19 protein-coding genes and 6 tRNA genes are annotated in these 17,432 nt (G+C 68.3%); 8 read left to right on the forward strand and 17 right to left on the reverse strand.

Going from position 1 to position 17,432, the window contains the following annotated elements:
• Positions 1 to 71: 71 nt before the first annotated feature.
• From FHT26_RS13610 to FHT26_RS13620, 3 genes are read right to left on the reverse strand one after another with little or no spacing between them, the layout of a single operon-like run.
• On the reverse strand, positions 72 to 479 hold the full coding sequence (locus tag FHT26_RS13610; RefSeq protein WP_490362788.1) for a group II truncated hemoglobin: 408 nt from the start codon (positions 477 to 479) through the stop codon (positions 72 to 74).
• A complete protein-coding gene (locus FHT26_RS13615; RefSeq protein ID WP_246867886.1) occupies positions 476 to 1,291 on the reverse strand; it encodes a MinD/ParA family protein in 816 nt (271 codons plus the stop codon). The genes FHT26_RS13610 and FHT26_RS13615 overlap by 4 nt, the downstream gene beginning before the upstream one ends.
• Positions 1,292 to 1,305: 14 nt before the next feature.
• Complete coding sequence (locus FHT26_RS13620) at positions 1,306 to 2,046, reverse strand: GGDEF domain-containing protein (protein ID WP_349238144.1); 741 nt, start codon at positions 2,044 to 2,046, stop codon at positions 1,306 to 1,308.
• Between the two features lie 203 nt (positions 2,047 to 2,249).
• Here FHT26_RS13620 and FHT26_RS13625 point away from each other — a divergent pair, with 203 nt between their 5' ends.
• Genes FHT26_RS13625 through FHT26_RS13635 form a run of 3 tightly spaced genes read left to right on the forward strand, consistent with a single transcriptional unit; the run spans position 2,250 to position 4,926 of the window.
• Positions 2,250 to 3,107, forward strand: a complete 858-nt coding sequence (locus FHT26_RS13625; RefSeq protein WP_168560676.1) for a CheR family methyltransferase — start codon at positions 2,250 to 2,252, stop codon at positions 3,105 to 3,107.
• A gap of 43 nt (positions 3,108 to 3,150) precedes the next feature.
• A complete protein-coding gene (gene cheD / locus FHT26_RS13630) occupies positions 3,151 to 3,795 on the forward strand; it encodes a chemoreceptor glutamine deamidase CheD (RefSeq protein ID WP_490362789.1) in 645 nt (214 codons plus the stop codon).
• 39 nt (positions 3,796 to 3,834) lie between these two features.
• Positions 3,835 to 4,926: a protein-glutamate methylesterase/protein-glutamine glutaminase gene (locus FHT26_RS13635; RefSeq protein ID WP_168560678.1), complete on the forward strand. Its 1,092-nt coding sequence runs from the start codon at positions 3,835 to 3,837 to the stop codon at positions 4,924 to 4,926.
• Here FHT26_RS13635 and FHT26_RS13640 read toward each other — a convergent pair whose 3' ends face one another.
• The gene (locus FHT26_RS13640) at positions 4,927 to 5,235 is read right to left on the reverse strand and encodes a hypothetical protein (protein WP_168560679.1); all 309 of its coding nucleotides are present in this window, start codon (positions 5,233 to 5,235) and stop codon (positions 4,927 to 4,929) included.
• Positions 5,236 to 5,323: 88 nt separating this feature from the next.
• Between FHT26_RS13640 and FHT26_RS13645 the strand changes: the two genes are divergently transcribed.
• The 3 genes from FHT26_RS13645 (at position 5,324) to FHT26_RS13655 (ending at position 7,951) form a co-directional block, all read left to right on the forward strand.
• Positions 5,324 to 6,259, forward strand: a complete 936-nt coding sequence (locus FHT26_RS13645) for a LysR substrate-binding domain-containing protein (RefSeq protein ID WP_168560680.1) — start codon at positions 5,324 to 5,326, stop codon at positions 6,257 to 6,259.
• A gap of 62 nt (positions 6,260 to 6,321) precedes the next feature.
• Positions 6,322 to 7,206 (forward strand): DUF2167 domain-containing protein, encoded by an 885-nt coding sequence (locus tag FHT26_RS13650; protein WP_168560681.1) that lies wholly within the window; start codon positions 6,322 to 6,324, stop codon positions 7,204 to 7,206.
• A gap of 10 nt (positions 7,207 to 7,216) precedes the next feature.
• Positions 7,217 to 7,951, forward strand: a complete 735-nt coding sequence (locus tag FHT26_RS13655) for a site-2 protease family protein (protein ID WP_168560682.1) — start codon at positions 7,217 to 7,219, stop codon at positions 7,949 to 7,951.
• 26 nt (positions 7,952 to 7,977) lie between these two features.
• On the opposite strand, the gene hemW is transcribed toward FHT26_RS13655, so the two are convergent.
• From hemW to FHT26_RS13680, 5 genes are all read right to left on the reverse strand, one after another.
• The gene (gene hemW / locus FHT26_RS13660; protein ID WP_168561016.1) at positions 7,978 to 9,156 is read right to left on the reverse strand and encodes a radical SAM family heme chaperone HemW; all 1,179 of its coding nucleotides are present in this window, start codon (positions 9,154 to 9,156) and stop codon (positions 7,978 to 7,980) included.
• Between the two features lie 52 nt (positions 9,157 to 9,208).
• Positions 9,209 to 9,814, reverse strand: a complete 606-nt coding sequence (gene rdgB / locus FHT26_RS13665; protein WP_168560683.1) for an RdgB/HAM1 family non-canonical purine NTP pyrophosphatase — start codon at positions 9,812 to 9,814, stop codon at positions 9,209 to 9,211.
• Positions 9,815 to 9,819: 5 nt separating this feature from the next.
• A complete protein-coding gene (gene rph, locus FHT26_RS13670) occupies positions 9,820 to 10,536 on the reverse strand; it encodes a ribonuclease PH (protein WP_349238159.1) in 717 nt (238 codons plus the stop codon).
• 124 nt (positions 10,537 to 10,660) lie between these two features.
• Positions 10,661 to 11,575: a PP2C family protein-serine/threonine phosphatase gene (locus FHT26_RS13675; protein WP_047591398.1), complete on the reverse strand. Its 915-nt coding sequence runs from the start codon at positions 11,573 to 11,575 to the stop codon at positions 10,661 to 10,663.
• A 4-nt stretch (positions 11,576 to 11,579) separates the two neighbouring features.
• Complete coding sequence (locus FHT26_RS13680) at positions 11,580 to 12,548, reverse strand: serine/threonine protein kinase (RefSeq protein ID WP_047507438.1); 969 nt, start codon at positions 12,546 to 12,548, stop codon at positions 11,580 to 11,582.
• Positions 12,549 to 12,576: 28 nt separating this feature from the next.
• Between FHT26_RS13680 and FHT26_RS13685 the strand changes: the two genes are divergently transcribed.
• Positions 12,577 to 13,521 (forward strand): YicC/YloC family endoribonuclease, encoded by a 945-nt coding sequence (locus FHT26_RS13685; RefSeq protein WP_168560685.1) that lies wholly within the window; start codon positions 12,577 to 12,579, stop codon positions 13,519 to 13,521.
• Between the two features lie 4 nt (positions 13,522 to 13,525).
• Here the strand turns inward: FHT26_RS13685 and FHT26_RS13690 are convergent, their stop codons facing one another.
• The 8 genes from FHT26_RS13690 to FHT26_RS13725 form a co-directional block, all read right to left on the reverse strand.
• Positions 13,526 to 14,101, reverse strand: a complete 576-nt coding sequence (locus FHT26_RS13690; protein ID WP_168560686.1) for an HNH endonuclease — start codon at positions 14,099 to 14,101, stop codon at positions 13,526 to 13,528.
• A gap of 74 nt (positions 14,102 to 14,175) precedes the next feature.
• Positions 14,176 to 14,260 (reverse strand) — tRNA-Leu (locus FHT26_RS13695).
• A gap of 26 nt (positions 14,261 to 14,286) precedes the next feature.
• Positions 14,287 to 14,357 (reverse strand) — tRNA-His (locus tag FHT26_RS13700).
• A gap of 32 nt (positions 14,358 to 14,389) precedes the next feature.
• Positions 14,390 to 14,475: transfer RNA gene (locus FHT26_RS13705), tRNA-Cys, on the reverse strand.
• 7 nt (positions 14,476 to 14,482) lie between these two features.
• Positions 14,483 to 14,561: transfer RNA gene (locus FHT26_RS13710), tRNA-Arg, on the reverse strand.
• Positions 14,562 to 14,567: 6 nt separating this feature from the next.
• Positions 14,568 to 14,643 (reverse strand) — tRNA-Asp (locus tag FHT26_RS13715).
• Positions 14,644 to 14,704: 61 nt separating this feature from the next.
• Positions 14,705 to 14,780: transfer RNA gene (locus FHT26_RS13720), tRNA-Glu, on the reverse strand.
• 255 nt (positions 14,781 to 15,035) lie between these two features.
• Positions 15,036 to 15,887 (reverse strand): MBL fold metallo-hydrolase, encoded by an 852-nt coding sequence (locus tag FHT26_RS13725; RefSeq protein WP_168560687.1) that lies wholly within the window; start codon positions 15,885 to 15,887, stop codon positions 15,036 to 15,038.
• Positions 15,888 to 15,962: 75 nt separating this feature from the next.
• Here FHT26_RS13725 and pdxR point away from each other — a divergent pair, with 75 nt between their 5' ends.
• On the forward strand, positions 15,963 to 17,429 hold the full coding sequence (gene pdxR, locus FHT26_RS13730; RefSeq protein ID WP_168560688.1) for a MocR-like pyridoxine biosynthesis transcription factor PdxR: 1,467 nt from the start codon (positions 15,963 to 15,965) through the stop codon (positions 17,427 to 17,429).
• The last annotated feature ends 3 nt before the right edge of the window (positions 17,430 to 17,432 follow it).

The raw sequence follows: 17,432 nt of genomic DNA on the forward strand, positions 1-17,432 counted from the left end.
CGCCGGGCCGCCCCAAGCCGGCCCGCATCCCCGCGGGGACAGCCCGGTGTACCCACCGGGCGAGGGGTGGTCTACACCCCCTTGTTTCGCATCCAGTCGGCCGTCTGAAAGAAGGATTCGCGCAAGCGCTTGATCAACGCCGGATCCAGCTCGGTCTCCTGCATCGCCTGGTGCATGCAGGCGAGCCACTGGTCGCGCTCCAGGACGCCGATCGAGAACGGCAGGTGGCGCGCCCGCAGCATCGGGTGCCCGAAGCGCTCCACGTAGTGCTGCGGCCCGCCGAGCCAGCCGCACAGGAACCAGAACAGCTTGTCGCGCGCCGACTCGAGGCTGGAACCGTGCGCGGCGCGCAGCGCGGCATAGCCGGGCTCGAGGTCCATCAGGTCGTAGAAGCGGTCGACCAGCGAGCGCACGACGGCCTCGCCGCCGACCCATTCGAACGGCGTGGCGGGCTTGGAAGCGGGTGCGGACTCGCTCACGATGCGGCGAGCTTCGCGGCCACCGCGACGATGGCCTTGGCCGCTTCGCAGCCCGGCAGCGATTCGAGCAGCAACTGCCGCTTCTGCACCGCCTCGCGCACCGACGGATCGATCGGCACCTCACCCAGCAGTTCGAGCTTCAGCGACGGGTCGGGCCCGGCCAGCTGCGGCGCGACGAACTTGTCGACCACCTGCTGCAGCTGCCCGCGGATCACGCGGCCTTCGCCGCTGCGGTTGACCTGGTTCACCACCAGCGAGATCTTCGTGCGCTGCTGCTGCGTCGCGAGCACCTTGATGGTCGCGTAGGCATCGGTCAGCGAGGTGGGTTCGGGCGTCGCGACGACCAGCACGTCGTCGGCCAGCGACACGGCATACAGCACCACGTCGGAAATGCCGGCGCCGGTGTCGAGCAGGATGCGGTCGTAGCGCGGCGCCACGGTCTCGATGATCTTCAGCAGCTGCTCGCGGATCTCGGCGGTCAGCCGCGAGTACTCGACGAGGCCGGAACCCGCGAGCAGCACCGAGAAGCCGCCCGGCGCCGGCAGGATCGCGTCTTCCAGCTTCGACTTGCCGGTGAACACGTCGTGCAGCGTGATCTTCGGAAACAGGTTCAGCACCACGTCGAGGTTCGCCAGGCCCAGGTCGGCATCGAGCACCAGCACGCGTTCGCCGCGGCGCGCCAACGCGGCCGCCAGGTTGGCCGACACGAAGGTCTTGCCGACACCGCCCTTGCCGCTGGTCACCGCCAGCGTGCGAGCACGGTGCCGAGGCGGCACCGGTGCGGCAGCAGCGGCTGTTTCTGTGGTGCTCATCGCTGACTCAACATTCATTCAATGTCCTGGAACTGCGACGTACCGAACAGCATGCCCTTTTCCTCGGCGCTCACCAGCGACACCGGCGGCTGCTCGAGGCAGGCGCGGTTGCGGCCTTCGCGCTTGGCGCGGTAGAGCTGCTGGTCGGCGCGTTCGATCCACAGTGTCGCCGACGACCGCACCCATTGCGGCGCAAAGGCCCCGCCGAGGCTGATCGTGACCGACAGCGATTGCCGCCGCGCCACCGTCACCGGCGTGCCTTCGACCTTGCTGCGGATGCGCTCGGCCACGATGTGACCGAAGGTCGGCGGGCAGTTGGGCAGGATGATCGCGAATTCTTCGCCGCCGAAGCGGGCCACGGTGTCCATCGGCCGCACGCAACTCATCAGCGACGCGGCCACGGCCTTCAGCACCAGGTCGCCGGCCGCATGGCCGTGGGTGTCGTTGACCATCTTGAAGCGATCGATGTCGACCATCAGCACCAGCGCCGGTTCGCCGGCCCGAGCGACGCGGTCGATCTCGCGGGCGATCGCCAGCTCGAACTGGCGGCGGTTCGACAGACCGGTCAGCGCGTCGCGGCTGGAAAGATCGCACAGCGCGTCGATCACCGACTGCAGCCACACCGTCTGGCCGACCTGCGCGAAGTCGGGCAGCACGTGCCCCGACTGGCCGAGCAGCTGCAACGCCGCGGCGAGCCGCAGCTGGGGCGCTGCGGGCAGGTCTGGCGTTGGGGTTACTGCTGGAGATGTGGACACGTCGGACCCGGATCTGTGTGGTTTCAGTCTAGCAGCGGCGATTTTCGCGGCCCTCGGGAAATATGCGGTGATTCGCACCCATCTCCACCCTTGGGGGCACCTCAAGGTCCGCAGACTGGCAACCGATAAGGCGAGGAGGTGGTCCGCATCGGAATCCGCTTGTCCCATCTCGAACAACATCCGAACGATTGCCTGGAGACTTCATGAGTGCAGCGTCCCCCGCCGAACTCGCCGCGTTGCGCAACGTGTCCGAGCAGGAGTTCAGCTTCGGCCATGCCGATTTCGAACGCGTGCGCCAGCTGATCTACCAGCGTGCCGGCATCAGCCTGCATGCGGGCAAGCAAGCCATGGTCTACAGCCGCCTGTCGCGCCGGCTGCGCGAGACCGGCCAGCGCAGCTTCGCGAGCTACCTGCAATGGCTCGAGGCCGCCAGCGGCCCGTCGGCCGACCGCGAATGGCAGGAGTTCGTGAACTGCCTGACGACCAACCTGACCTCGTTCTTCCGCGAGGAACACCATTTCCATGCGCTGAGCGCCGACCTGAAGGCACGCGCCGGCCAGTCGTTGCGCGTCTGGTGCAACGCCGCCTCCACCGGCGAGGAGCCGTACTCGATCGCGATGACCTGTGCCGAGGCACTCGGCCACAGCGCGGTGCGCATCGTCGCGAGCGACATCGACACCAACGTGCTCGCCACCGCCAGCCGGGGCGTGTACCCGGCCGATGCGCGCGGGCTGACCGCCAACCACCACCGCGCGCACTTCCTGCGCGGCAAGGGCGACAACAGCGGCTTCATCCGCGTGAAGCCGGAGCTGGCGCGCATGATCGAGTTCCGCGTGCACAACCTGATGGACTCGCGCTGGTCGCTTGGCGACCCGTTCGACATCGTGTTCTGCCGCAATGTGATGATCTATTTCGACGGCCCGACGCAGCGCCGCGTGCTGGAACGCATCCACGGCGTGATGAAGCCCGGCGGCCTGCTGTTCGTCGGCCATTCGGAGAACTTCACGGATTCCAAGGACATCTTCCGCCTGCGCGGCAAGACGGTCTACGAACGGGTTTGAGCCTGCTCAAGCACACCCTGCAGCCCGCCGATATGGAATGACCATGGCCTTGATCAGCTCGAACACCCCCGTGGCCGGCTCCCGGCTCGAACGCCTCAAGGGCGCGCCGCGCAAGCCGGGGGAGGCCTCGTTCTTCTTCTACGACGCGCACTTCAAGAACGACGCGGTCAAGATCCTGCCCGGCGAGTACTTCGTGCACGACGAAGACATGCTGATCATGACCACGCTCGGCTCGTGCATCGCCGCCTGCCTGTGGGACCGCAATGCCAAGGTCGGCGGCATGAACCACTTCATGCTGCCCGACGGCGCCGGCGATTCGGGCCGCTACGGCTCGTACGCGATGGAACTGCTGATCAACGAGATGATGAAGCGCGGTGCCAACCGCACGACGATGGAAGCCAAGGTGTTCGGCGGCGGCCAGGTCATCAGCGGCATGAACACGATGAACGTCGGCGAGCGCAACACCAGCTTCGTGATCGACTACCTGAAGACCGAGCGCATCCCGATCGTGTCGAAGGACGTGCTCGACATCTATCCCCGCAAAGTCTGCTTCCTGCCGGGCAGCGGCAAGGCGATGGTCAAGCGCCTCGCGCCGGCCCACACCGACGCGCTGGTGCAGCAGGACCGCGTCGCCGCGCAGAAGGCCGTGCCCGCCGCGACCGGCGGCGGCTCGGTGGACCTGTTCTGACGACACAACGACAACGAGACAACCCTGCAAGGCACGAACATGGCAAAGACACGCGTGGTGGTGGTGGACGATTCGGCGCTGGTGCGCAGCCTGCTCACCGAGATCATCAACCGCCAGCCGGACATGGAATGCATCGGCGCGGCCAGCGACCCACTGGTGGCGCGCGAGATGATCCGCAACCTGAACCCGGACGTGATCACGCTCGACGTCGAGATGCCGCGCATGGACGGCATCGACTTCCTCAGCAAGCTGATGCGGCTGCGCCCGATGCCGGTGGTGATGGTGTCGACGCTGACCGAGCGCGGCGCCGACGTCACGCTGCGCGCCCTCGAACTCGGCGCGATCGACTTCGTCGCGAAGCCGAAGATCGGCGTCGCCGATGGCCTGAAGCTGCTGGCCGAGGACATCACCGACAAGGTGCGCGTCGCGTCGAAGGCCCACATCCGCAAGCTGCACGTGCCGGCGAGCGCGCCGGCCGACGGCGCCACCCCCGTGCGCCCGGCCGCACCGGTCGCCTCGCTCGGCCGCCTGTCCACCGAGAAGATCGTCTTCATCGGCGCCTCCACCGGCGGCACCGAAGCGACCAAGGAAGTGCTGATCAACCTGCCGCCGGACTGCCCGGCGGTGATGATCACGCAGCACATGCCGCCCGGCTTCACGCGCAGCTATGCGGCACGGCTGGACGGCCTGTGCCGCATCCGCGTGAAGGAAGCGCAGGACGGCGAACGCGTGCTGCCCGGCCATGCCTACATCGCGCCGGGCGGCCTGCACCTGAGCGTGGAGCGCAGCGGCGCGAACTACATCGCCCGCGTGCAGGACGGCGAGCCGGTCAACCGGCACAAGCCGTCGGTCGAGGTGCTGTTCAAGTCGGCCGCGCGCGTCGTCGGGCCGAACGCGCTGGGCATCATGCTGACCGGCATGGGAGCCGACGGCGCGAAGGCGATGCGCGAACTGCGCGACGCCGGCAGCTACAACATGGTGCAGGACGAAGCCAGCTGCGTGGTGTTCGGCATGCCGCGCGAGGCGATCAATGCCGGCGCGGCGCACGAGGTGCTGCCGCTGACGCAGATCGCGCCGCACCTGATCGAGCGGCTGCGCAGCACGTCCGGCCTGTCGATGAACCGAGTCTAGTCACCAGCGCGACGGCAGCTCGCGCACGCCGAGGTGGAATTCGTCGACACGGTGCGCCTCGACCTCGCGCCGGCTCTCGGCATGCGACACCACCCAGTCGGGCGCGCCGATGTCCCTGAGCGTGCCGGCACCGAGATTCAGCATCGCGTCGTACTGGTGCTCGTGCGCACGCCGCATCCGCCAGCCGCGCCACGCGTCGATCGGCATCCGCAAGGCATCGCGCAACACCCCGCCCACGCGCTCCACCCACCGCGAGGCGGCCGGACCGGACAGGGGCAGGCTCGGTTGAAATGGTTGGCGGGTGGTCATGGCAGCGTCCTTTCAGTTCCAATGCTGGTCAGAATAGGACTTGGACTGCCGGGGTGGAATCGATTTGTTCAGCGCCAATTGGTCAGCTATGCTTACCAGCATGCCGAACCATCGCCTGCCGCTGAACACGCTTCCGGCGTTCCGCGCCGTCGCCCGCCTGGCCAACCTGCGGGCGGCGGCCGACGAGCTGAGCCTGACCCACAGCGCGGTCAGCCAGCAGATCAAGCTGCTCGAGGAACAGCTCGGCTTCGCGCTGTTCGACCGCCGCGGGCGGCGCATCGCGCTGAACGCGGCTGGTGCTGCGCTGTTGCGCGCGGTGGAGCCGGCGCTGGCCCTGCTCGACGACGGCATGCGCGCCGCAGCCGCCGCGGCATCGGGCGCCGAACATCACATCCGCGTCACGCTGCTGCCGTCGTTCGCGCAACGCTGGCTGCTGCCGCGCATGGGACGCTGGCGCGAGCGCAATCCGCACATCGGCATCGAGCTGTTCGCGTCGCAACAGGTGCTCGACCTGAAGCGCGAGGGCTTCCATGCCGCGCTGCGCCAGGGCGGCGGCGAGTGGAAGGGGCTGGTCAGCGAGCGGCTGATCGATTCGCCGCTGATCGCGATCGGATCGCCGAATGCCGCGCACCGGCTGCTCGGGCGCGATGCGAAGGCGCTCGCCGACGAGCCGCTGCTCGGCAGCGCGAGCCTGTGGGCGCGCTGGTTCGAGTTGGCCGGGCTGCGGGTGCGCGTGAACCCGGTGGCGGCCTTCAACGATGCCGGGCTGATGCTGCAGGCGGCCGAGCAGGGCCTGGGCCTGGCATTGGCGCGCGAACTGCTCGCGGCCGATGCCATCTGCGACGGCAAGCTGGTGCGCCTGTCGCCGCTGTCGCTGCCGGACGACGAGGCCTACGCCTACTGGCTGGTCTACCCGCCCGACCTGCGCGACTGGCCGCCGCTGGTCGCGCTGCGCGACTGGCTGCGCGAAGAACTCACGCAATCCCAAGACTTGGTGAAGACACCGCCGATGCCGCTGCGCTAGCATCGATCGGCGCGTGAGGGCGCGCTCGACAAACAACGCCACCGCATCACCCGGGAGGATCCATGAAGTTCATCCAGTTCGCCGCCAGCGCGGTGTTGGCTGCTGCATTCACGCTGGCCCAGGCCGGCACCGCCGAAGACCGCCAGAAGGAAGGCGAGGCTGCCGTGGCGGCCGCGCGCGCCGCCACCGTCAAGGGGCCGAGCGACGTCAGGCTGCGCGACCAGGCAGTGCTGAAGCTGCCCGCCGGCATGGAATACATCCCGCAGCCGCAGGCCGGCCGCCTGATGCAGGCGATGGGCAACAGCAGCGACGACCGCTTGATCGGCCTGGTGCAGTCCAGCGGCGACCCGCAATGGCTGGTGGTCGCGCGCTACGAAGACGCCGGCTACATCAAGGACGACGACGCGAAGGACTGGAACGTCGACGACCTGTTCAAGAGCCTGAAGGAAGGCACCGAGGAAGGCAACAAGCGCCGCCGCGAGCAGGGCTTCCCCGAGCTCGAGATCGTCGGCTGGGTGCAGAAGCCGAGCTACGACGCCGCAAGCCACCGGCTGGTGTGGTCGATGGCCGCGCGCACGCCGGGCGAGAACGAGGCGCAGCAGAGCATCAACTACAACACCTACGCGCTCGGCCGCGAAGGCTATATCACGCTGAACCTGATCACCTCGCGCGCGTCGATCGAGGCCGACAAGCCGGTGGCCGGCCAGCTGCTGTCGGCGCTGAACTTCAACAGCGGCAAGGGGTATGCCGATTTCAACAGCAGCACCGACAAGGTCGCCGAATACGGGCTGGCCGCGCTGGTGGCCGGCGTGGCGGTCAAGAAGCTCGGGCTGTTCGCGGTGATCGCCGCGTTCTTCCTGAAGTTCGCGAAGGTCGCACTGCTGGCCGGCGCCGGGCTGCTGGCGGTGATCGGCAAGTTCTTCTCGCGCAAGAAGTCGGACACCTGAGCGCCGACACATGATCAAGCTGTTGTTGCTGCTGTTCAGCGGCCTGAAGTTCGGCAAGCTGTTCACGACCGGCGGCACGATGCTGCTGTCGGTCGTCGTGTATGCGTTCATCTGGGGCTGGCGCTACGCGGTGGGTTTCGTCGCGCTGCTGTTCGTGCACGAGATGGGGCACTTCATCGCGGCGCGCCAGCGCGGGCTGGCAGTCGGCGCGCCGACCTTCATCCCATTCGTCGGCGCGTGGATCCAGCTGAAGGAACAGCCGCACGATGCCGAGACCGAGGCCTACGTCGGCATGGCCGGCCCGCTGGTCGGCTCGCTCGGCGCACTGGCCTGCTACTTCGTCGCGCGCGACCAGCACATCGACTGGCTGCTCGCGGTCGCGTATTCGGGCTTCTTCCTGAACCTGTTCAACCTGATCCCGCTGAGCCCGCTCGACGGCGGGCGCATCACGCAGGTGATCTCGCCGTGGCTGTGGCTGGCCGGCGTGCCGGTGCTGATGGCGATGCTGATGTGGCGGCCGAGCCCGATGCTGATCCTGGTGGCCGTGCTGGCCGGCTCGCAACTGTGGGCCGCATGGAAGCAGCGCGGCGATCCGGCGGCGCAGGCGTATCGCGTCGCGTCGTTCGAGACGCGGGCCGGGTATGCCGTCTGCTACATCGCGCTGGTCGGCTTTCTGGCGGTCATGACGTATGACCTGCACGAGATGCTGGAACTGATGCGGCACGGGGGCGGTGCGTCGGTGTGACGCGGTCCCGGATTGGCATCCGGGGATCACTCCGCCAGGAACAGCGACTGCAGGTCGTTGAGGAAATCCATCCCGCGCCCGGTCGGCCGCACCCAGACGCCCTCCTGCTCGACGAGACCCTGCGCCAGCGCCCGGTCGAGCGGCGCGCGGATCGCGCTCTGCGGCATGCCGGTGCGCTCGGTGAAGCGAGGCAGCTCGAAGCCGTCGACCAGCCGCAGCGCGTTCAGCATGAACTCGAACGGCAGCTGCTTGCGCGCGACCTCTTCATCCTGCGCGATCGCAGCCCCGGCCAGCGCCTGCGCCATGTACTTCGCCGGGTCGCGGAAGCGGATCTGCCGCACGACGCGGTGCGGAAAACTCAGCTTGCTGTGCGCGCCGGCACCGATGCCGAGGTAGTCGCCGAACTGCCAGTAGTTCTGGTTGTGCAGGCAACGGTGGCCCGGCTGCGCGAAGGCCGACACCTCGTAGCGCGCCAGCCCGCTCGCGGCAGTGCGTTCGACGATGCGATCGAGCATGTCGAACGCCAGGTCGTCGTCGGGGACCGTCGGCGGGTGCTTCGCGAAGAAGGTGTTCGGCTCGATCGTCAGGTGGTAGATCGACAGGTGCGGCGGCTTGAAGTCGAGTGCCTGCGCCAGGTCGGCGTCGAACTGCGCGAGCGTCTGCCCCGGCAGCGCGTACATCAGGTCGAGGTTGAAGGTGTCGAACGCCTCGCGCGCCTCGGCCACCGCGGCGCGCGCCTGCGCGGCATCGTGCACCCGGCCGAGCGCGCGCAGCTTCTCGTCGTCGAAGCTTTGCACGCCGATCGACAGGCGCGTGACGCCGGCCGCGCGGTAGCCGCGGAAGCGGTCGCGCTCGAAGGTGCCGGGGTTGGCCTCGAGCGTGATCTCGCAGCCGGCTTCCAGCGGCAGCCGGGCGCGGATGTCGGTGATCAGCTGGTCGATGGCTTGCGGCGCGAACAGGCTGGGCGTGCCGCCGCCGATGAAGATGCTGTGCACCCGGCGGCCCCAGACGAAGGGCAGCGCCGCTTCCAGGTCGGCGCGCAGCGCGTCGAGGTAGCGCGCCTCGGGCAGCTCGCCGGCCTTCTCGTGCGAGTTGAAATCGCAGTAAGGGCACTTGCGCAGGCACCAAGGCAGGTGAACGTACAGCGACAGCGGCGGCAGCGCGGCCAGCTGCAACGTGCCGGGGCGCATGTAGCGCGCGACCATGTCGTCGGCCGATTCGGACGGCGCGACCGGCGATGCGCCGATGGGGATCACGTCAGCCAAGGTTCCAGATCTCTCGCATCAGCGCCAGCATCTGCTGCGAGGCGATCGCCCGGTGGCTGACGCGGTTCTTCTCGTCGGCGCCGAGTTGCGCCACCGAGCGGCCGAACGACGGGATGAACACCAGCGGGTCGTAGCCGAAGCCGCCGTCGCCGGCGCGCTCGCGCAGCAGCTCGCCGTGCCAGCGTCCGAACGCGATCAGCGGCTCCGGGTCGTCGGCCTCGCGCACCGCGACCAGCGCGCTGACGAAGCGGGCGCGGCGGTCGTCGCGCCCGTGCATCTGCTCGAGCAGCACGCGGTTGTTGTCGTCATCGCCCTTCGGCTGGCCGAACAGCGTCGCATAGCGCGCCGACAGCACGCCCGGCGCGCCCTTCAGCGCATCGACGCACAGCCCGGAATCGTCGGCGATCGCCGCGGCACCGGCCGCGCGCGCGGCATGCCGCGCCTTCGTCAGCGCGTTCTCGACGAAGGTGAGGTACGGCTCCTCGGCCTCCGGAATGCCGAGCGAGCCCTGCGTGACCAGCTCGATCGCCAGTGGCGCGAACAGCGCCTGCAGCTCGCCGAGCTTCTTCGCGTTGTTCGACGCGAGGACCAGCCTCATGCCGTTCAACCCGCCAGCGCGGCCCGCTGCGCGGCCGCCAGTTCGCGGATGCCCTTGTCGGCCAGGCCCAGCAGCGCGTCCATCTCGCTGCGCGAGAAGGCGGCGCCCTCGGCCGTGCCCTGCACCTCGACGAAGCCGCCGGCGGCGGTCATCACGACATTCATGTCGGTGTCGCAGGCCGAGTCCTCGATGTACTCCAGGTCGAGCAGCGGCGTGCCGTCGACGATGCCCACCGAGATCGCGGCCACCGCATCGCGGATCGGCGATTCGACGATCAGCCCCTTGCGCTGCAGCCAGCTGACGGCATCGTGCGCCGCCACCCAGGCCCCGGTGATCGCCGCGGTGCGCGTGCCGCCATCGGCCTGGATCACGTCGCAGTCGAGGTGGATGCTGCGCTCGCCGAGCTTCTTCAGGTCGAACACGCAGCGCAGCGAACGGCCGATCAGCCGCTGGATCTCCTGCGTGCGCCCGCTCTGCTTGCCGCGCGCAGCCTCGCGGTCGCTGCGGGTGTGCGTCGCCCGCGGCAGCATGCCGTATTCGGCCGTCACCCAGCCTTCGCCGCTGCCGCGCTTGTGTGGCGGCACCTTCTCTTCGACCGACGCGGTGCACAGCACCTGGGTGTCGCCGAATGACACCAGCACCGAGCCTTCGGCGTGCTTCGTGAAATGGCGGCGGATGCTGACGGGACGCAGCGCATCGGCGGCGCGGCCTTGGGTTCGGATGAAGCTCATGGGTTGCTGCGGTGAAGGTGGTGTCGTGAAAGACAAAGTCCGCATCGCGGCGGGCGCGAGCGGACTCGGGAGGCAATGAGGGCGAAGCTTACGCCGGGACGGCCCCGGCGTGCCGTCAGGGCTTTTTCTGCGACGAGCGGCGGATCGCCTCGTTGATTTCCTTGATCGATCGCTCGATCTCGGCATCGTCGAGTTCGTCGGGAGCTTCCTGGCCCAGCACGCTCGCCTGGATGGTCGATGCGAAGACCTCTTCGCCCAGCGTGTCGGTGGAGATGCCGCCGTTGCTGTCGTTGTCTTCGGCCGATTCCCATTCGACGGCGAGCACCGTCACGTTGTCGCTCTTCGCGCCGCCGTTGCGCAGCGCCTGCTCGACCAACTCGGGCACCGCATCGGCCAGCGTGTTTTGCGCCAGCTGCTCGGTGATCACTGCGTCGCTGACGGTGCCCCAGAGGCCATCGGAGCACAGCAGCAGCCGGTCGCCGCTTTGCAGCACCAGCGGGCCGACGGTGTCGACCACCGGCTTGCCGGGGCTGCCCAGGCAGGTGAACAGCACGTTGCGGTTGAAGCGCTCGCCCATCGGCACGACGTGGCTCAGCGTTTCCTGCAATTCGGAGTACGAGTGATCGCGGGTGCGGGCGACGAGCTTGTCGCCGCGCACCAGGTACAGCCGCGAATCGCCGCAGTGCGCCCAGTAGGCGTTGTTGCCCTGCAGCACGCAGGCGACGACGGTGGTGCGCGGCGTGTCGATCAGCGCCTTCTGCGTGGCATAGCGCAGCAGCTGGTGGTGGCCGGCGATGATGGCTTCGTGCAGGAAGCGCATCGGCTCCTTCAGCGTGGGCTTGGCATCGCGCTGGTACATCGCGGCGAGCGTCTGCAGCGCGAGCTGCGACGCGACTTCGCCTTCCGGATGGCCACCCATGCCGTCGGCAAGGGCGAACAGCCCCGAATCCCGCGTGTAGCAATAGCCCATGCGGTCTTCGTTCTTCTCGCGGCCGCCCTTGCGGCTGACCTGGTACACGGTGAATCGCATGACCTCAGCCCTTCGCGCCGGTCGTGAGGTTCTCGAGCTGCAGCTTCAGCCGTTCACTGAAGCTGAGCTTGGTGTAGCGCCGCTCGGTCTCGCGCGCCAGTTCCTTCTGCAGGGCAAAAACGCTTTGCGGGCGCGACAAGGGATCCAGCGACATGCACCACTCGGTTACTTCAATGAGGTTGTCGGAATAGACGTTGCGCAGCCGCGAGAGCGACAGCGCGAGGCGGTCTTTCTCGATGCGCTGCGGCGAGTCGTTCGGCGGGTAGCCCTGCATGCAGGCGTAGATGCAGGCGCCGATCGCGTAGATGTCGGTCCAGGGGCCGAGCGTGCCGTCGCGGCGGTACATCTCGGGCGCGGCGAAGCCGGGCGTGTACATCGGGCGGATGAAGTTGCCTTCCTTGCTCAGCACTTCGCGCGCCGCGCCGAAGTCGAGCAGCACCGCCTTGTTCTCGTTCGTGATGAAGATGTTGGCCGGCTTGATGTCCAGGTGCAGCATCTTGTGCTGGTGCACGATGCGCAGGCCGCGCAGGATCTCGTCGAACAGGCTGCGGATGGTGGACTCGCGAAACACCTTGTCGCGCTTGAGGTCGCGCGCGGTGACGATGAAATCCTGCAGCGTGTCGCCCTGCAGGTAGTTCATCACCATGTAGACGGTTTCGTTCTCGCGGAAGAAGTTCAGCACGCTGACCACGCTCGGGTGGCTGATCTGCGCGAGCGAACGGCCTTCTTCGAAGAAGCTCTTCAGCCCCAGGCGGTACAGCGGCTGCTTCTCGGGCTTGACGCGCGGCGTCAGTTCACCGGGCGCGCGTTCGGCCAGCGAAGAAGGCAGGTATTCCTTGACGGCGACGAGGTGCCGGTCGGAGTCTTCGGCGAGGTAGACGACGCCAAAGCCACCCGCTGCCAGCTTCTTGATGACCTGGTAGCCACCGACGACCGTGCCCGATGGCAACGGAGCAGGTTTTGGCTTTGACATAATCGGATTTTGCAATGCGATAAATTGAATGCCAGTCTACAGCATGACCGGGTACGCAAGCGCCACCTCCGGGGCGCAAACCGCCACAGATAGCACGGTGGCGGCAGATGCTTCCGCCCCCCGGTCGCCCGCGGCTTCGCCGACCGGCGTGATGGTGGAACTGCGGTCCGTCAACAACCGCTTCCTCGACCTGAGCCTGCGCCTGCCGGATGAATTCCGCTCGCTGGAACCGGTGCTGCGCGACCTGATCACCAAGCGCTTCCGGCGTGGCAAGGTCGAACTGCGGCTGAACACCCATCGGGAAACCGAATCGGCCTGGCCGACGCCGCAACCCGACCAGTTGAACCGCCTGAGCCGCATCGAGGGCACGGTGCAGAGTTGGCTGCCGAAGGCGCAGCCGCTGTCGGTGCACGAGGTCTTGCAGTGGTGCAAGACCGGCTCGGCGGCCGAGCACCTGGACGAAGCGGCGCTCGACGCCGCGCGCCGCTGCATCGACGGCCTGGCGGAGGCGCGCGAGCGCGAAGGCGAGAAGCTGGTGGCGGTGCTGATGGACCGCGTGAAGCGCCTGCGCGAACTGGCGACGCAGGCCGAGCCGCTGGTGCCGGCCGCGGTACAGCGCCAGCAGCAGCGCTTCGTCGAACGCTGGCAGGAGGCGCTCGAGGTGACCGGCGCGGCGCAGAGCATTGCCCGCGAGGCCTTGCAGGATCGCGCCCTCAACGAAGCCGCGGCTTATGCGATCCGCATCGACGTGGCCGAAGAGCTGGCCCGGCTGCGCGCCCACCTGGAAGAGATCGCCCGCCTGCTGAAGGCCGGCGGCGAGGTCGGCAAGCGGCTCGACTTCCTGATCCAGGAGCTGCTGCGCGAAGCCAACACGCTGGGCTCGAAGGCCTCGACGCTGGAGCTGACCAACATCTCGGTGGAGATGAAGGTTGCGATCGAGCAGCTGCGGGAGCAGGTGCAGAACCTCGAATAGAGGCTCAGCCCAGGCGCGAGCCCCTCGGTAGCCGCGCGGCCAGCCACTCGTGCACGTCGGCGCGGATGTGCCGGCCTTCGAGCAGGAAGTCCTCGAAGCGGCTCGGCACGTATGGCAGGTAGACCAGCGGCATGCGCGCCTCCTCGGGCGTGCGGGCGGCCTTGCGGCCGTTGCACGCAGCGCAGGCGGTGACCAGGTTCATCCAGGTCCAGCGGCCGCCGCGCGACTCCGGCACGATGTGTTCGCACTGCAGGTCGCGCTCTGAAAAGCGCTGGGCGCAGTACGCGCAGGTCAGCCGGTCGCGGCGAAACAGCTTGTTCTTGCTGAAGGCCGGCACCACGTCGAACAGGTTGACGCGCGATGCGCCGTGCAGCGCGATGATCGGGTGCACGTCGATGACCGATTGCCGGCCGAGTGCGACATTGAATCCGCCGCGCAGCCTGGCCAGCGGACCCTCGCCGTCGACCCAGGCCACTGCATCCGCCGCCACATGGGACGCTGCATGCTCCAGCGAGATCCACGCCTGCGGCGTGCCCTGGATGTCGAGTTGCAGCACATGGTGGTGGGAATGGGGATGCATCGGTGGCCTCCTTTCGCGGGCCGTTGAAGTGCAACGAGTAAGTGGCGCAACCCGTCAAAGCGTTCCACCGGAAATGGTCCCCTCGGTCCGAGTCGAACGGACACGCCTTGCGGCCCCGGCTTCTGAGACCGGTGCGTCTGCCAATTCCGCCACGAGGGGGTTGATCTGCCTCGCATGCGCTTGGGGGTGACCGGCCGGAGTCGAACCGGCACCGGCGGAATCACAACCCGCGGCTCTGCCATTGAGCTACGGCCACACCCAAGCGCACGCTGGCCTGTTTTCACTGACTGGACTCGACGATCCGATTCGAACGGATGCGGGCTTGCGCCGTCTGGTTTGCAGCCAGATGCCTTCGACCACTTGGCGACGTCGAGATCTTGTTGGTATCTCGTGCACGATTCGAACGTGCGACCTCCGGCTTCGTAGACCGGCGCTCTTGATCCAGCTGAGCTAACGAGATGTCTTCTGGCGCCCCGTGCGGGAGTCGAACCCGCGGCTTCCGGCTAGACAGGCCGGCACTCTGGCCACTGAGTTAACGGAGCATTCGTTCCATCCGGTCACGGGTTCCGGCGCCGCCCAATCGTTGCGGCCGATTTGTTGATCTGGTGTCGCGTGCGGGATTCGAACCCGCGTACCCGGAATGAAAACCCGGAGTCCTGAGCCTCTAGACGAACGCGACCTTGATGCGACATGAAAAAGGCCCGGATCCTCATCAGATCCGGGCCTCTGCGAACAGAGCTTGGAAGGGCGCTGCCTAAGCGCATCCTTCTCCCGGTTGAACCCGACCCTCGTGTCGATCAAGCCCGCGCTGACACGTCAGCGCGACCTGCCCCTGCAGGGGTCGGCGAGCGATGGTGTGGAGCGGCTTGTTCACGATGCGGATCCTTGAAAAACTTCGGCTCGATCAATCGAGGAGGCGGACTGTAAATAGTCTTTACTTCATCGTCAACAACTTTTTTCGCGACGACACTTCATCGGTCTCGACGCCGACCGCACGCAGGTAGCGTTCGAACGACTCATCGACCGCCGAGCGCCCTTCGCCGCGGATGTTGCGACCCCAGGTGTAGCCGAACACATCGTCGAAGGAGCGCCCCTCCATCACCTGCCGCATGCGCAGGACATCGGCCGGCTTCATCGGCACCAGGTTCGGGTAGCTGTACATGAACGACACATGCCGGCGGTCGGCCACCACCTGCAGCGCATCGCCGGGAAACAGCGCACCGCCGGGCCGCGGGCCGTGCTGCCAGTGCAAGGCGGTGCTGCCCGCGAAGTGGCCGCCGCAGCGCAACAGCGCGACGCCCTCGGACAGCCGAAGTTCGTCGCCCTGCCAGAAGCGGATGCGGCTCGATGGCCGCATCACCCACTCACGGTCGGCCTCGTGCAGCAGGATCGGCACGCCGCCCAGCGCGTCGCTCCAGTCGACCATCGACGCGTAGAAATGCGGGTGCGAGATCGCGATCAGGTCGACCCCGCCGCGCGCCTTCAATGCGGCCACCGCATCGTCGGTCACCAGGCTGACGCACTCCCACAGGATGTTTCCCGCGTCGGTGGGCAACCACATCGCGCGCTGGTCGATCGCGAAGCCCGGCGCGAGGCCGATGCCGAGCACGCCGCCGTCGTCCTCCAGCCGCAGGGTGTGGCGAGCGGCAAGTTCGGCCATCGTGGTCCAGCGCTGGCCCTGCCAGCCGACGTACTGCCGGTCGTCCTCGCAGATCGGGCAATGCGCCGGGTCCGCGGCGGCTTCGGCGAACTGCGTCCCGCAGGTCGCGCAGATTGGGTGGTACATCGCTTGCTCCTTGCCTTGGCTTGTCGATGGCTGCAGGATGCCGTCCAATGTGGTTCGTTCACAGGTCCACTTTGCATGACTTCGAGAAGTCCACTTTTCGACATCGATCTCCAGCTGCCCGCGTCGCGGTCAGGCGGCGTTTCGCAGGCCCTGCACCGCCAGCTCCGGGCCGCGATCGTCGAGGGCCGCCTCGCGCCCGGCCTGCGCCTGCCGGCGTCGCGCGCGCTGGCCGCGATGCTCGGCGTGTCGCGCAGCACCGCGACCGGCGTCTATGACCTGCTGCTGTCCGATGGCTATGTCGAGGCGCGTCACGGGTCGGGCACCTACGTGGCCGCGCGGGAAGCGACACCGAAGTCCGCGCCACAGCCCACGGCCCAGGCGCACGACAGCACACCGACCCACAAGCTCGCCGCGGCCTGGCGCGATGCCGTCGCCGCGCCGGTCCCCTCGGCCGCACCGCGCTTCGACTTCCGCACCGGCTACCCCGACCAGCGGCGCTTCCCGTTCGACGTGTGGCGGCGCCTCGCGTCGCGCGCACTGCGGGCCGCCGCGCGGACCAGCGGCGCCAGCAGCGATCCGCAAGGCGACCCGCGATTGCGCGAGGCCATCGCGCACCATGTGTCGCACACCCGCGCCGTGGCCTGCGACGCCGATGCCGTCGTCGTGACGGCCGGCGCGCAGCAGGCCTTCGACCTGCTGGTGCGCATCCTCGTCACGCCGGGGCGCACCGTCGTCGCGCTGGAGAACCCCGGCTACCCGCCGCTGCATGCCGCCTTCGAGCGGGCCGGCGCGAAGCTGCACGACATCGGCATCGACGCGCACGGCCTGTGCGTCGACCAGTTGCCGCCACGCGTCGACGTGATCGCGGCGTCGCCGTCGCACCAGTCGCCGCTGGGCGTCGCGATGTCGGCGGCGCGGCGCCACGCGTTGCTGGCCCACGCCCGCACCCACGACGCGCTGGTGATCGAGGACGACTACGACGGCGAGTTCCGCCTCGGCGGCCGCCCGCTCGACGCATTGCAGACGCTCGACCGCGGACAGCGCGTCTTCTACGTCGGCACCTTCGCGAAGAGCATGTTCATGGCGCTGCGCATCGGCTTCGTCGTCGCGCCGCCGTGGGCCGTGCCGGCGCTGGTGGCGGCGCGGCTGCGGCACAACTGGCATGTGCCGGCGGTCAACCAGGCCACGCTCGCCAGCTTCATCGCCGAAGGCCACCTGGCCCGCCATGTGCGCAAGATGCGCACGCTGTACGCCGAGCGGCACGCCACCCTTCTGAGCGCGTTGCAACAGCACCTGCCGGACCGGCTCACGCCGGTGCCGTCGCTGGCCGGCCTGCACCTGAGCGCCGCGGTGCGCGCGCCCGACAGCGCGGCGCGGTGGCAGGCCGCGGCCGCCCGGGCCGGTATTCGCATCGCGACACTGGCGCCCAGCGCGCGACCTCCGCTGGTGCTGAACGGCCTCGTCTTCGGCTACGGGCTGATCGAGGCTTCCGACATCGAGCCTGGCATCCGCGCGCTGGCGCAGGCCGTCCGCCGCCCCTGACGG

It is taken from the genome of Rhizobacter sp. SG703 (assembly GCF_012275445.1).
Lineage (GTDB): Bacteria > Pseudomonadota > Gammaproteobacteria > Burkholderiales > Burkholderiaceae_C > Rhizobacter.

Bases quoted from the DNA above. Each gene is read 5' to 3' on its own strand.
- FHT26_RS13615 (WP_246867886.1), bottom strand. From the start codon at position 1,291: ATGAGCACCACAGAAACAGCCGCTGCTGCCGCACCGGTGCCGCCTCGG.
- FHT26_RS13625 (WP_168560676.1), top strand. From the start codon at position 2,250: ATGAGTGCAGCGTCCCCCGCCGAACTCGCCGCGTTGCGCAACGTGTCC.
- cheD (WP_490362789.1), top strand. From the start codon at position 3,151: ATGGCCTTGATCAGCTCGAACACCCCCGTGGCCGGCTCCCGGCTCGAA.
- FHT26_RS13635 (WP_168560678.1), top strand. From the start codon at position 3,835: ATGGCAAAGACACGCGTGGTGGTGGTGGACGATTCGGCGCTGGTGCGC.
- FHT26_RS13640 (WP_168560679.1), bottom strand. From the start codon at position 5,235: ATGACCACCCGCCAACCATTTCAACCGAGCCTGCCCCTGTCCGGTCCG.
- FHT26_RS13645 (WP_168560680.1), top strand. From the start codon at position 5,324: ATGCTTACCAGCATGCCGAACCATCGCCTGCCGCTGAACACGCTTCCG.
- FHT26_RS13650 (WP_168560681.1), top strand. From the start codon at position 6,322: ATGAAGTTCATCCAGTTCGCCGCCAGCGCGGTGTTGGCTGCTGCATTC.
- FHT26_RS13655 (WP_168560682.1), top strand. From the start codon at position 7,217: ATGATCAAGCTGTTGTTGCTGCTGTTCAGCGGCCTGAAGTTCGGCAAG.
- hemW (WP_168561016.1), bottom strand. From the start codon at position 9,156: ATGGTCGCGCGCTACATGCGCCCCGGCACGTTGCAGCTGGCCGCGCTG.
- rdgB (WP_168560683.1), bottom strand. From the start codon at position 9,814: ATGAGGCTGGTCCTCGCGTCGAACAACGCGAAGAAGCTCGGCGAGCTG.
- FHT26_RS13675 (WP_047591398.1), bottom strand. From the start codon at position 11,575: ATGCGATTCACCGTGTACCAGGTCAGCCGCAAGGGCGGCCGCGAGAAG.
- FHT26_RS13680 (WP_047507438.1), bottom strand. From the start codon at position 12,548: ATGTCAAAGCCAAAACCTGCTCCGTTGCCATCGGGCACGGTCGTCGGT.
- FHT26_RS13685 (WP_168560685.1), top strand. From the start codon at position 12,577: ATGCCAGTCTACAGCATGACCGGGTACGCAAGCGCCACCTCCGGGGCG.
- FHT26_RS13690 (WP_168560686.1), bottom strand. From the start codon at position 14,101: ATGCATCCCCATTCCCACCACCATGTGCTGCAACTCGACATCCAGGGC.
- FHT26_RS13725 (WP_168560687.1), bottom strand. From the start codon at position 15,887: ATGTACCACCCAATCTGCGCGACCTGCGGGACGCAGTTCGCCGAAGCC.
- pdxR (WP_168560688.1), top strand. From the start codon at position 15,963: ATGACTTCGAGAAGTCCACTTTTCGACATCGATCTCCAGCTGCCCGCG.